Genomic DNA, 13,819 nt, shown 5'->3' with positions numbered 1-13,819 from the left:
CACCCTCCTTTCTTGAATTAATAGGTTTGATAATATTCAAAGATCGCATCTGCTAATGATTTTGCTACTTTGTCTTGAAATTGCGGGGACATTAACTGAGTATTTTCGATTTGATTCGTTAGAAAACCTGTTTCTGTCAATACCGCAGGCATTTTCGTATTCTTTACAACGTAAAAATTGTTTTGTTTTACTTTTCGATCAGGAAATTGAGTGGCCGCTAGCAGATGCTTATGAACAACACGCGCTAAATCCAAGCTGTTCTGATTGTAATAGTATGTTTCGGTTCCTCTCGTTTCCGGATTAAAGGAGTTAGCATGCACGGAGATAAATACATCAGCATCTATCTCATTAGCTATATCTGTACGCTCCTTTAACGTCAAATACGTATCGTTGCTACGGGTTGCGATCACTTGAAATTCTTTATGCTGCTTTAGGTACTCCACTAAACGATTAGCTACAGACAGATTAAAATCCTTTTCATAGTTTCCAACCGTTCCCTTGGCTCCCACATCATGACCACCATGTCCTGCATCTACAACAATAAGGTAGCCTGTTTTCTGTGGCTGTGCTTGCAATTGTAGTTTTACACCATCACTTGTCGATACTAGCTGATATTTACTTGATCGATTCAATTCCACCACGACTCTGACCATTTTTGGATTGTCTTGATATTGGCTGTATCGAATTGAACGAATAAGCGGTTGAGTCTGTTGGCTAACTGTACTAAAAGATGCATTATCGGATTCTACATCACCTTTTTCCAGTCTTTCTGGACTATCCATATTAGAGGAGTAATAATCGGAGGTTCCACTACTTTTCCCTTGATCAATCACAATCTCTTTACTTTCATCATCGCGCATTTTATTGGATAGTTCCATTTCCGGGAAATCCATTACAATCCGATAGGGATTTTGTAAGACGGACACAGTTGGCGATACCTTATATCTGGTTTCCATCTGCACGCTGTCATCTTGTGGTTCAATACCTGACAATCTGTTCATTCGAGTGATAACCACTTCATTTCGCTTTTCATCCCACTCAGCGACATCTGTTCCGATACTTTCTTCTATATCTTGTAACGATACAACTGTCGTCGTAGAATCAATTACTTTCTTCAAGCTGGCTTTGGCTGTTAGCTCGTCTTGGGAAACCCCCAGCTTGTCTGCAATTGTCTTCGCTGGTAATAAAATTTTGTCCTCCCAGCGGTATACTTTTTCACTAGCCGATAGGGTTTGTCCATTAATTTGCGCTTGAACTGGTTGATTGACAATCACAGTCCGACTATCATTGTCCCATCCTATCGTCGCTCCTAGTGCTTCTCCCACAAATCGGAGAGGCAATAACATCCGATTATTAACGAGCTGGGGAGCGGCCTCCAAGGTTTGCGCTTTACCATTTATGTAGGCTTTCTTGTTGCTTAGCTGCAATACAACCTCTCGATTATCTTTCGTAATCTTGGCTTTTCGCTCCTCCTGATTCCAATCAATTTTTGCTCCCAAACCTTCTGCAATAACACGAACAGGGACAAGGGTACGTCCATTGGAGATGAGCGGAGGAACTTCCGCATTAACGCTCCTGCCCTCTATCCGTAATTGAATATTGCCCTGTGTCGACTGTCCTGCGGCATCTATTGCTTGAGGCGCCATCCAAATAAAACTGCTCAAGGCAACCAAGCCTAATACAAACTTTTTCAAAATTTCTCCTCCCCTATCTTGCTGTTCATTACTTTAGACGTAACTTGTCGAAAAAAGTTTTTAGGCTTTTGGTACTAAAAATCCTCACGCTTGTATTTCAAGTGTCGACAACTTATGATAGCAGAACAATCAAGTTAGTGGTTCATTTTTAGCCCCTTACCATCATAAAAAACTGCCCCAAGGGTCTTTCACTTGAAGGGGCAGCTTTTTATCATACTCTTTTTTACATATTTAACTTTTGTTTTAATCAATAATACAAATCTTTTTCGTTACCCTTTTTTTATCGTATTTTTAACTGGAACTGGTAGGTTGTTTGTTTGAAGGTTACCTAATAACTGCTGGACCACATTAGCTACGGCAGGATTAGAAAGTAACTGCATAGTATCCTTCATCTTAGATTTAGATAATTTAGGCATCATTTTACTAATTTCCGGCATTATTGAACTTAGCTGAGGGAGCAACGGTAGTACTTGTTCCAAATTAATTCCGAGACTTGGTTTTGGTGCTTCTTGCACAATGACAGGCTCTGGCGGCTTCCTTCTCCTAGGAAAAAGACTAAAGCTAAGCCGTTTACGTTCTGGCTCGGTAGGTTGTAATCTCCCCAGCATGGTTTTTATTTCGTGAATTTCTCGTCGGAGATTGGCCATTTCCTGTTGAACATGTACATACTGGTTTTGCTGGAGTGTAGATAGCATCTTTAGTTGGTTGCTCTGGGTTGGATTTCGCCGTTTAAATGGTGTCTTCTTAGAAATGACAACCCTCTCCTTTACTTCATCCCTTTTTTGATTTTGTCTATATCACTTTGATCCAGGCCTTTTTTCTTTAATTGATCCAGCATACTGCCAACGTCTTTTTTCTGCATGAATTTCTTTACCTGCTCCGTATAATTGTCTAAGTCCCTTTTTGATAAATCTTTGCCTGATCTACTGGCTAAATCCTTGATAACATCACGAATACCTGATTCCGTTTTTAATTTATTCTTGTCAACTGTCGCTGCCATTTTCAAAATCTTTCCCCAGTCCATAATCATCCTCCCCTGTTATCATCGTTCTCTTTACTCTATGAAATAGATGGCGAACTCGCTTGGTCATTTGTCCTATCAAAATGAAAAAAACAGAATTCCCTCTGGAACTCTGTTTTTTTCTGTTACGATTTATACGGTTTTTAACGTCTTTCACGTTTATTCAAAAGAAGTCCACTTGTAATCTACATTACCCATGGCATCTACAACAACGCCTTTAAGGTTGTCATTTTGTAACCATACGTTAGAGTCAAAGTAGATCGGAATAATCGGCATTTCATCAATTATAATTTTCTCTGCATCTGCCAAATACCCTTTACGTACCTCTGGGTTTGTTTCAGCATCAGCTTTATTTAGCAATTCTTTGTATTTTGGATTTTCCCACTTGGTGTCGTTGTTACCACCTGTTTTATCTTTATAAATCTGTAAGAAGCTAATTGGATCATTATAGTCGGCATTCCAACCATTGCGACCTACTTGGTAGTTACCTCTGTGCAGGTCATCAATAAATACTTTCCATTCTTTGTTAGTAAGCTTCACGTCAATATCAAAAGCCTTTTTCCATTGATCTTGAATCGCTTCAGCAATCTTCTTATGTTTTTCTGCTGTGTTAAAGGAGATTTCAATTGGTGGAAGCTTCGTTAAGCCTTCTTCCTTCATACCTTCAGCAAGAAGCTTTTTCGCCGTATCCACATCACCATCTTTAAAGAATCCTTCTTTTGCTAAAGCCATAGTTGGTGGCAGCAGATTAGTAGCAGGGGTTTGGCCAGATTGTGTAATGTTATCTGTGATTGTTTTGCGATCAATTGCGTATGCAAATGCTTTACGGATTTTAGCATTATTAAACGGTGCCTTTTCCGTATTAAATTTGTACCAATAGATACCTGCCTTAGGCTGAACGTGCGCCTTGCCAGATGCCATGTTAGGAGCAATTGCATCAATTGGCAGCATACCATTAGGCTGACCTGCCCAATCGAGATCTCCATTTTCAAACATGGATAGCTCTGTATTTTCATCATCAATCATTTGGTAGATGATTTTTTCTAATTTCACATTATCTTTATCCCAATAATTATCGTTTTTCACAAGAACAATTTCATTTTTGTGCTTCCAGGATTCCATTTTAAATGGTCCGTTCCCAATATGCGTGCTTGCTTCCCCTGCCCACTTATCGCTAGATGCCACAACTTTTTCATTTACAGGATAAAGCGTATAGAATGCTGTTAGCTCCAAGAAGAACGGGGTTGGATTGTTCAGGGTTACTTCGAGCGTGTGCTCATCAAGTGCTTTTACACCGACGTCCTCAGCCTTTGCTTGCCCTTTGTTATAAGCTTCTGCATTTTTCAAATAATACAATTGATAAGCATAAGAAGCCGCTGTTTTCGGATTAAGTACTCGTTTCCATGCATATTCAAAATCTTTTGCTGTTAATTTTTCACCGTTAGCCCATAGTGAATCACGTAAAGTAAATGTATAAGTTTTGCCATCTTCAGAAACTTTATAATCTTTCGCTACAGAATTTGTTACTTTGCCGTCCTTATCTGAGCGCATCAAACCATCAAAAGTAGCTCTCAAAATAGCAGAAGAAGCATTGTCATCTGCAAGACCAGGGTCCGCAGTAGGTGGTTCTGAATGTAGATTCACACGTAGAACTTGTTCATGAGTAGTACCACTAGCCGCTCCCGTTTTATTCTCAGAAGCTGTACCGCCACCACAGCCAGCTAATGCTGTACTAAGAACTAATATGGAGCTTACAGCTGTAAAAATGCTTTTATTCATGTGTATTATGCCCCCCTAAAAAAAGATATATAGAAATAAATATACCTTGTTTTTTTCGAGAACAAACACTTTTATAACAAAAATTAATTTTAATTTATGTTATAAAATTTACATTTATATGTTCAAAAAAATAAAGAGGAGCATCATTTGCCCCTCTTTTTATCTATCTGTTTTCTATCAACCTTATTGTTCTAAATCTGCCCATTTCCAGTCAATGTTACCCATAGCATCAAAGCTTACACCCTTCAGCTTAGGATTTTGCACCCAAGAATCGGTGTAGAAGTAAACTGGGATAACTGGCAGTTCGTCCATAAAGATTTCTTCTGCTTTTTGTAGTAACGCATCACGCTTCGTTTTATCTAGCTCTTTTTGAGACTCGTTCACAAGTTTTTTGTATTCAGCATTTTCCCAGTTGGTATCGTTGTTTCCACCCTTTTTATCACGGAACAACTCAATATAGTTAATTGGATCGTTAAAGTCAGCGTTCCAGCCCATACGTCCAATTTGGTAGTTACCTTGGTGAAGTTTATCCAAGTATACTTTCCACTCGGAATTCTCTATCCTCACATCAACATTCAGACCTTTTTTCCATTGGTCTTGAACTGCTTCGGCAATTTTTTTATGGTTTTCAGAAGTGTTGATCGAAATAGTAATTGGAGGAAGTTTATCCAAACCCATTTCTTTCATACCTTCTGCTAATAATTTTTGAGCTTCTTCAACATTATTGTCTTTAAAGTAGCCCTCTTTTTTAAATGCCATAGTAGGTGGTAGCATACCCATTGCCGGAATTTGTCCTGATTGTGTTACGTTCTTAACGATCGCATCACGATTCACAGCATAGGCGAATGCTTTACGAATTTTGGCGTTATTGAATGGTGCCTTCTCTGTATTCATTTTATACCAATAAATGGATGCTTTTGGTTTTGTAATCAACGAATTATTTTGTTGCAGGGCAGGGATAGAGTCCAACGGGATATTGCTTAGAGGGGCACCTGCCCAATCCAATTCACCGTTATCATACATGGAAAGCTCTGTATTTTCATCCTCTACCATAGAGAATTCTAGCTTGTCGATTTTAACTACATCGGCATCCCAGTAGTGTTCATTTTTTTCAAGAGTCATTTTGCTCTTATGTTCCCAGTTAGTCATTTTAAATGGTCCATTACCAACGATAGTCTTAGCTTCTTTTGCCCAATCCTTGTTGGATTCAACCAGCTTCTTATTTACAGGATAATACGTATAGAAGCTAGTAAGCTCCAGGAAGAATGGTGTTGGGTTTGCCAATTCTACTTCCAGGGTCTTATCGTCAGTCGCTTTAACACCTACATCCTCTTTCTTACCTTTTCCAGTGTTAAATGCTTCTCCACCTTTAATGTAATACAGCTGGTAAGAATAGTTAGACGCTGTCGCTGGATCTAATGCACGCTTCCAAGCGAATTCAAAATCATGCGCTGTTAGAGGCTCGCCATTACTCCATTTAGCATCTCTCAAATGGAATGTATATTTCTTTCCATCAGGTGAAACGTCAATTTTTTCTGCTACGGATGGTTGAGGTTTCCCCTCGCTATCGGTACGAGTCAAGCCGTCATAGATTGCGCGTACCACTGCACCAGAAGTGGAATCCTCCGCAATACCTGGGTCAGCTGTTGGTGGTTCAGTGTGCATGTTCAATCGTAATACTTTCTTCTCACCTTTTGAAGCTTCTTGTTTCGTCCCATCAGTAGCTGCCGGTGCTGATGTATTTGTGTTACCTCCGCAACCTGCTAAAGCTGCGCCTAAAACTAAAACGGAACTCATTAGTACAAAAATATTCTTTTTCATCTTTTTGTGTCCCCCTTTTTTCTTTCTCATATGCTTTACTATACCCTTTATCAGAATAATATAATATAATTTTCTTTTACATTTAATTATTTTTTATTAATTATCAAGATAAATAAATAAAAATAAAGTGTATTTTTGGTAATATAGAACTAAAGATGAATTTCATGGAAAATCGTAGTTCTAATTTACTAAATAAAAGGTAGATTTTCAATTAGATAACTCTGTCAAATTGTAAAATGAATTCCATTTAGGTAACCAAAAGATTAGGCTCTACTTCTAGTTTTATCCTTCCCTTTTAGTAAAAAAAGTACCTTTTTGAACAGCTTTCATCCACTGACTGTCTTTCTACCAACATGAAACATAAATGGACAATTGGAATAACTGTTCCTTTTGTTTATATTCTCGTTCAAACATGGGGTTACATGCATCTTCTTCTCTACTTCACTATATGGAAAGAAGCGTTATTTATACAGTTTTGGATTGATTACTGAAAATTGTAAATTTATATTGAAATAAGCATGATAAAAAGATACAATTTTCGTTAGATAATTCTGACAATTGCTTTTTTATCACCTGCTCGTGCTTACCAGATGTGTTATGGATAGTTGCCTAAGCTACCCCTATCCTTGTTTCTATACCTAAAAGGAGTTGGATTGTATGGAACAAAGACCTATCTTAAAAGAAATTCACCCTATTATTGAAATTGGCTCCGACACTCTCCAATTTGGACAAGTATCTGGCTTTCTCAATCATATTCCCGATGAAACTGGGTCCATCAAAACATTAATTCAGTTACTTGATGGAACACGCACTACTAAGAAAATACACCAGGAGCTTGTCAGCAAACATCCCGAAGTCACATTTAAGGAACTAACCGAGGCAATTACTGCTCTTAACTCTCTAGGATATCTTGAAGATAAGACATGGGAAGAAACAACTACTCTATCAACAGCTCAAAAGGATCGATACCGAGCTAATATTCGTTTCTTTTCGATCTATTCAGATATAGACAATCCTCCTAGTAAGATTCAGGAAGTTTTATTGCAAAAGAAAGTAACGATTCTTGGATCAGGTGCCTTTGGCTCTACTCTGTTGTCTAACTTTGCTGGTCTAGGCATTACAAATGTCCGTATTGCCGACTTCGACCGTGTGGAGCTTAGTAATTTAAATCGCCAATTACTTTTTAAAGAGGATGATATTGGTCGATTAAAAATCGAAGTAGCAGAAGAATTCGTTACAAAACGCAATTCAAGCATGTCGGTAGAAACCATTATGAAAAAAATCTCCTCTGCTACTGATGTCAAAGAACTTATAGCAGGCAGTGATCTTGTTATTTTAGCTGCTGATACTCCCTTTTTCTTTATTCAAAGATGGGTAAATACAGCATGTGTTGAATTAGGAATCCCCTATATTGCAGGAGGAGTCAATTTAACAGAAGGAACTTTTTATCATATTCACCCTGAAAAAACTCCTTGCTTGGATTGCTTCCATCTGCATCACTATGATCAAAATCCAGATCATTACGAAGAAGAGGTCAAGTATTTGGTTGATTCAGGATACCATCTTCCTACAGCCACTATCGCTCCAAACTTAGCCATTATTACAGGGATTATCGCTTCTGAAGCATGCAAAATTCTTACAGACACCAGTCAAGTTCAATCGCAAGGTAAATTTATGTCGATCAACTTCTTAACGTATGAAACCAAAATTCTTTCAGAAATAGAACGAAAAGAATTAGATTGCCCGACCTGCGGCGAAGGAAATCGAACACTTTCTATCTTCTCGTTGGAGCAACCAGCCGAAGAAGTGCTTAGCTAACGGAGGAATTAATCAATGGAACTAACTAATAGTAGCATGTTGCGTATGCATCCCCTACAAAAACGCCAAGTAAATGAAGAAGAAACCATAATTGGCAGACCCGATAAAAGTGAATATATCATGCTACCTACCTTTGCTGTTGAAATTATTGAGATGTTAGATCAGGGACAAACCATTACCCAAGTAGCTGAAGAAATGGAAAGACGCTTTGGTGAACCTGTCGATGTTCATGATTTTGCACTTGATCTGATTAACGAATATCAATTTGTATATACAGTAGATGGAACAGTAGTTAATGAAAAAGAGATACGCATCGATCATTTTCCATGGATATCCGAACGGGTTGGAAAAGTACTTTTTAATAAATTGACATTCTCTATCTCTATTGCCTGCTTTTTATCTGCTGTTACTCTTCTCTTTTTTCAGCATGAATATTTTCCTGTCTTCACCGATATTTTTAGCTCGCCGTCTTTGAGCGCTTCTCTTTTGTTAGCAGTTGTTGTTAACTATCTTTTTTTGTTTATACACGAGACAGCTCACTTAACGGCTGTGCGTTCTCTAGGGGTGGGGAGTCGAATCGGTTTTAGCCATCGCTTATTCTTTCCTGTGGCAGAGACAAACATGTCAGACATCGTTCTAGTTGAACCACATAAGCGTTATACAGCCTACCTCGCTGGCATGTCTGGAGATGCGCTCTTTTTTAGTATTGGTGTCTGGCTCTTGTATGCTAATGATGTAGGAGCCATCATGTTATCTGATTTTATGCTCTCCTTTATCAAATTAATGAACTTGAATTTCTTAATGGCTCTGGGCTTTCAATTTATGTTCTTTATGCGAACGGATATTTATTATGTATTCACTACCTTTTTTGGCTGTAATAATTTATTTGATAATACCCAGTTGTTCTTACGTAAATTTTACCGCAAGTGGACTCCTGCTGATCAAGAGCTATGGGACACGGTAGATATGCGAGAAAAACAAGTGATCCGCTGGTACTCCATCTTCTTTTTGTTAGGCTTTTGTTTCGCGCTCTATTTCTTCTTCAATTTCTTCTTGCTTCAATCAATCGAGATTATTCGTCGAATTACGACTGATTTCTTGCAATATCCCATTCTCTCTTGGCAATTCGTTGATGGCATTCTCTTACTTCTATTAACATTGCTTCCATTTGGTATTGTACTGTGGTCATGGAATCGCCAAAGAAAAATGACCCGTAACGTAACCCGCCAAGTATCGTGAACCTTGTAAACATAAGTAGGCTGGAAAATTCAAGCGAAAAAAGATGACCAGGGATTATTCCCAAGGTCATCTTTTTTCTATTTTGTATCTCTTTTCAGCTAAAAAACTGCCGGTTTTATCCGACAGTTTTTTCGACATTATTATTTAAGCTGCCCGACAAATACTACTGCCCCATTATACTTCTTATCAATGAAGTCTTTCACTTCAGGAGAAGTCATCGCTTTAGCAAGCTTCTTAATTACTTCACTATCTTTGTTATCTTGACGAGTTGCCAACACATTTACATTTGGATTATCTTTACCCTCTTCGATATAAATAGAGTTCTCTGTTGGTTTTAGTCCAGCTTCCATCGCAAAGTTAGAGTTAATCACAGCTGCATCAATACCTGGATCGTCAATAGAACGTGGCAACATGGCTGGTTCTAACTCTTTTAATTCTATTTTTTTCTCAACGATATCAGCTACTGTTCCATTCGTATCAACGCCATCCTTTAATTTCAACAGACCCGCTTTTTCGAGAATGCCAAGAATACGGCCTTGTTCAGCAGAGGCATTCGTAATCGCTACTACTGCGCCCTGTGGAAGAGCTGCTACATCTTTATATGCTTTTGATTTATTAGAGTAAATTCCCATTGGCTCAATGTGGATACCCGCTACATACGTAAGGTCTAGACCCTTTTCTTTATTTGTTTTTTCTAACCAAGGAATGTGCTGGAAATAGTTAGCATCTAATTCCTTCTCAGCAAGTTGTGTATTTGGCATTACAAAGTCTTGGAATAGCACAACATCAAGATTAATGTTTTCCTTCTGTAGCATCGGTTTAACCACTTCATTTAAAATCTCCGCATGAGGAACAGCAGTTGCTCCCACCTTTAGGGTTACTGGTTGTCCTTCTTGTGGTGTAGCTGTGTTAGTATCCGTTTTATTACCAGCACCGCACGCCGCCAAACTTAAAGCTAATACCCCAATCGCTAGTGTAGAAAAAATCTTTTTCATTCTTTTACCCCCCTATTTTCATTCATTTCATTATTATCAACGATGATCCAGTCTCCGCGAGATCGCGTCACCAATCATCTGAATAATTTGTACAAGAATAATCAACATGACAGTAGTAACCAGCATGATATCTGGCTTAAATCCATTAAAACCGTAGTTAAATGCCATTGCTCCTAAACCACCCGCGCCTACGACACCTGCCATCGCTGTATATCCTACCAAGCTAACAGCAGTAACCGTAATTCCTGAGACAATACCTGGCAGCGATTCTGGAATTAAGATTTTATAGATGATTTGCCAGTTGCTAGCACCCATGGATTGAGCCGCTTCAATCACACCTCGATTTACTTCACGAATAGATGTTTCCACCAAACGAGCAATAAACGGTGCTGATCCGACAACAAGACTTAGAATAGCCGCATTTGGCCCGATTGAAGTCTGTATTAGTGCGCGCGTAACTGGGATAAGGATAATAATCAATACAATATAAGGAATGGATCGAAAGATGTTCACAATAAAACTAAGGAATTGATACAAAGCTGGCATAGGCTTTAGATGACCTTTACTTGTAACTACGAGTAGAATGCCCAACGGAATACCAATAAGTGCAGCAAATAGTAATGAAAACAAGACCATATAACCTGTTTCCCAAATGGCCTTCTGAATAAGATCCCAGAATTTCATTACGTTTGGTAAATAAGTTAACAAAAAGTCATTCATCAGCGATTACCTCCTTCAGCGCCTCGAATGACATCGACAATAACGCCACTCTTCTTTAAGTAGGCAATTGCTTTTGATTCTGTATCAATATCACCTGGTATCTGAATGTATAGAGTACCAAAGGCAACATCTTTTAAACGTTTAATCTGCCCCTGTAAAATATTTGCCTGCACCCCAACCTCGCTGACTAACTGACTAATCATAGATTGACTAGCTGATCCACCCAAGAAGGTAAGACGCAGGACTGCACCCGGTCCTAAACTATCCAGAAATTCAGGAGATAGCTGATCGTTACCAGATACTTGACTCAAGAATTCCTTAGTTGTAGTTGTTTTAGGATGGGAGAACACTTCTACGACATCACCCGCTTCAATGATTCGTCCACTTTCCATTACAGCTACCTTGTCACAAATTTTTTCGATCACATGCATTTCATGCGTTATTAAAATAATGGTTAACCCTAGTTTCCGATTAATATCCTGTAACAATTCCAAAATAGAATCGGTGGTTTTCGGGTCCAGGGCTGATGTTGCTTCATCACATAAAAGCACATCAGGCTGATTGGCCAATGCACGAGCAATACCTACACGCTGCTTTTGACCACCAGATAATTGAGATGGATACATATCCGCCTTATCAGACAACCCTACCAATTCTAATAATTCTTTTACCTTTACTTGATGCTGTGACTTTGGCACGCCAGCAATCTCTAATGGCAATGCTACATTATCTGCTATAGTACGCGACCATAGCAAGTTAAAATGTTGAAAAACCATACCGATCTTGCGTCTGGCTTTACGTAATTCTTTTGGTGTTAAATTATGGAGATGTGTGTCACCCACAGTAACTTCACCGCTTGTTGGCGATTCTAGTAGGTTAATCATACGTACTAGCGTTGATTTTCCAGCTCCACTGTATCCAATGATGCCATAAATATCTCCCTGTTGGATTGTCAAATCGACTCCATTTAGGGCTGTAAAGGTTCCAAAACGATTTTTAAACACCTTTACAATGTTAGTCAGTTTAATCATGAGAGTAGAATCGCCCCCTGCTTCACCCACGGCTCTAACCGAATGGGCAATCAAATTACGTGATACTTTTCGAAATCTTCGAAAATTTGAAAGATATATCAATTCCTACACAATCACTAGGAATTAGGTACTATAAGAATAAAGAATTAGAAATCTGGTGTCAATGGAAAATTGATAGGAGATGGCCCGTCATGAACCATCTCTATCACAATAAATGACTCTCTTACGAAGCATGCTTTATAGAGGAGTCTTGATGGGTGTTAGAGGGATCTTCTTGTTTACCTTCCTTATCCTCTACCACGTTGCTTTCGTTTAGCTGCTCGTCCACATATTTGATGACGTCTTTTTCGGATGGAAGTAGAACAGCGCCTTTCCCAGGGACATTCGCTTCTTGGAACATATGCATTGGCGGTAATTGATGACCACCTTCTCCTGACTGTTTAAGGGACATCCCCAACGAGCCCAGCTTAATCATATCAAGTGTGGCAAGATTGGTCTGGATATAAGGTTGGACACTATCCAAAATTTTGGGAATTTGAAAAATAGTGGTGGTAGACTTTAATTCTGTAGCCAGAGCGCTTAGTAGCTTACGTTGACGTTCTGTACGAGTATAGTCAGAAGTGGCATCATGTCGGAATCGAGCATATTGCAATGCCTTCTCACCATCTAAGTGTTGTAATCCCTTTTTTAAATTAATATCGTACTTTCCTTTATCTGTTGGGTCATGATAACGCATATTCTTTTCTACATCTATCTCAACACCCCCAACAGCATCTATCAAGCTCTTGAAGCCTTCAAAATCAGTTATTAAATAGTAATGGACTGGTTGTCCTATAAAATCACTGACTGTTTCCATGGCAAGCTCAGGGCCTCCATACGCCAACGCTTCATTTACACGCGTTTTTCCATGTCCAGGTATACGCACAAGCGTGTCGCGCATAATGGAGAAAAGATCATACGTTTTTTTCTGTGGATCAATACTTACTAGCATCATGCTATCAGAACGTGGTAACTCATGTGGACGCATCTCTCGTTTGTCTACACCCATTAACAGAATGTTAACTCGCTCGGTACCCGTCCATACAGGTGGAGCTTCTGGTTTTGTGGCAGTTGGATTCGATGTTGGAGGAAATAATGTTGTGTCTTGAATGCCTGACAAAAAACCAAAGATTTTATATGCAAAAAAAGCCGCCGTAATTAAAATAAGAAATAGACATAAAAATAGAATACGCTTTGTTCGAATACTCAAACTGGATTTCACCATCCTTGTCAGTCCGTGTCAAAATTTGTTGGCTTGTTTCATCCTACTAGTATACTCGAAACAGCTGTTTTGCGAATCATTTTTCTTTACCACTTTTGGAGAATAGAAGAAAAGGAGCCACCTGATGGTCAGCTCCTTTTTTGCATTTTCTCTTCATGGTATTGGATATTCACGCGCGATTCCTGTTCTTTCGGAACTTTAACCTTGTATACCTTTACCCAAGCATGATTTTCATGAATCAAGTGTTTTTTACTATGATACTCGACGCCTTGTTCCTCAAGATGCTTACACCATTGGACAAATTCCTTCTTATCAGTAGTACGAAGTAAGGTTACCCATAATCGCTCTTCAAATAAGTAAGCGATGAGCGAACAGACGAGAGTCATCACAAGAAAGAAGATTTCCATAGCACCCCCTCCTGTTGCTACTGTATGCATACT

At 38.8% G+C, this 13,819-nt stretch carries 12 protein-coding genes; 2 read left to right on the top strand and 10 right to left on the bottom strand.

The features are described 5' to 3' along the window. Nucleotides 1-17: 17 nt before the first annotated feature. From ACQV1I_RS02145 to ACQV1I_RS02125, 5 genes are all read right to left on the bottom strand, one after another. Nucleotides 18-1,694, bottom strand: coding sequence for an N-acetylmuramoyl-L-alanine amidase family protein (locus ACQV1I_RS02145; RefSeq protein ID WP_116335285.1), 1,677 nt, complete (start codon nt 1,692-1,694; stop codon nt 18-20). Nucleotides 1,695-1,963: 269 nt separating this feature from the next. Then, nucleotides 1,964-2,389, bottom strand: coding sequence for a hypothetical protein (locus ACQV1I_RS02140; protein WP_094701765.1), 426 nt, complete (start codon nt 2,387-2,389; stop codon nt 1,964-1,966). A 71-nt stretch (nt 2,390-2,460) separates the two neighbouring features. Then, nucleotides 2,461-2,718 carry a stage VI sporulation protein F gene (locus ACQV1I_RS02135; RefSeq protein WP_094701766.1) on the bottom strand — a complete coding sequence of 86 codons (258 nt, stop codon included), beginning with the start codon at nt 2,716-2,718 and terminating at the stop codon, nt 2,461-2,463. Nucleotides 2,719-2,874: 156 nt separating this feature from the next. Then, nucleotides 2,875-4,494 carry a peptide ABC transporter substrate-binding protein gene (locus tag ACQV1I_RS02130; protein ID WP_018673815.1) on the bottom strand — a complete coding sequence of 540 codons (1,620 nt, stop codon included), beginning with the start codon at nt 4,492-4,494 and terminating at the stop codon, nt 2,875-2,877. Between the two features lie 183 nt (nt 4,495-4,677). After that, nucleotides 4,678-6,315: a peptide ABC transporter substrate-binding protein gene (locus ACQV1I_RS02125; protein ID WP_116335284.1), complete on the bottom strand. Its 1,638-nt coding sequence runs from the start codon at nt 6,313-6,315 to the stop codon at nt 4,678-4,680. Between the two features lie 657 nt (nt 6,316-6,972). On the opposite strand from ACQV1I_RS02125, the gene ACQV1I_RS02120 reads away from it, so the two are divergent. Further along, nucleotides 6,973-8,133, top strand: a complete 1,161-nt coding sequence (locus tag ACQV1I_RS02120; RefSeq protein ID WP_116335283.1) for a HesA/MoeB/ThiF family protein — start codon at nt 6,973-6,975, stop codon at nt 8,131-8,133. Between the two features lie 15 nt (nt 8,134-8,148). Then, nucleotides 8,149-9,372, top strand: a complete 1,224-nt coding sequence (locus tag ACQV1I_RS02115; RefSeq protein ID WP_116335282.1) for a PqqD family protein — start codon at nt 8,149-8,151, stop codon at nt 9,370-9,372. Between the two features lie 140 nt (nt 9,373-9,512). Here ACQV1I_RS02115 and ACQV1I_RS02110 read toward each other — a convergent pair whose 3' ends face one another. The 5 genes from ACQV1I_RS02110 to ACQV1I_RS02090 form a co-directional block, all read right to left on the bottom strand. Then, nucleotides 9,513-10,367 carry a MetQ/NlpA family ABC transporter substrate-binding protein gene (locus tag ACQV1I_RS02110; RefSeq protein WP_104032872.1) on the bottom strand — a complete coding sequence of 285 codons (855 nt, stop codon included), beginning with the start codon at nt 10,365-10,367 and terminating at the stop codon, nt 9,513-9,515. A 36-nt stretch (nt 10,368-10,403) separates the two neighbouring features. Then, nucleotides 10,404-11,087 carry a methionine ABC transporter permease gene (locus ACQV1I_RS02105; protein ID WP_018673820.1) on the bottom strand — a complete coding sequence of 228 codons (684 nt, stop codon included), beginning with the start codon at nt 11,085-11,087 and terminating at the stop codon, nt 10,404-10,406. Next, nucleotides 11,087-12,118: a methionine ABC transporter ATP-binding protein gene (locus ACQV1I_RS02100; RefSeq protein WP_176452459.1), complete on the bottom strand. Its 1,032-nt coding sequence runs from the start codon at nt 12,116-12,118 to the stop codon at nt 11,087-11,089. The genes ACQV1I_RS02105 and ACQV1I_RS02100 overlap by 1 nt, the downstream gene beginning before the upstream one ends. Before the next feature lie 223 nt (nt 12,119-12,341). Further along, nucleotides 12,342-13,382 (bottom strand): LCP family protein, encoded by a 1,041-nt coding sequence (locus ACQV1I_RS02095; protein ID WP_236645923.1) that lies wholly within the window; start codon nt 13,380-13,382, stop codon nt 12,342-12,344. A gap of 125 nt (nt 13,383-13,507) precedes the next feature. Next, nucleotides 13,508-13,786, bottom strand: a complete 279-nt coding sequence (locus ACQV1I_RS02090) for a hypothetical protein (protein ID WP_018673823.1) — start codon at nt 13,784-13,786, stop codon at nt 13,508-13,510. Between the last annotated feature and the right edge of the window lie 33 nt (nt 13,787-13,819).

Source organism: Brevibacillus sp. JB24b, assembly GCF_051713385.1.
Taxonomy (GTDB): domain Bacteria; phylum Bacillota; class Bacilli; order Brevibacillales; family Brevibacillaceae; genus Brevibacillus_B; species Brevibacillus_B laterosporus.
This window is presented reverse-complemented; position numbering and strand designations above follow the sequence as displayed.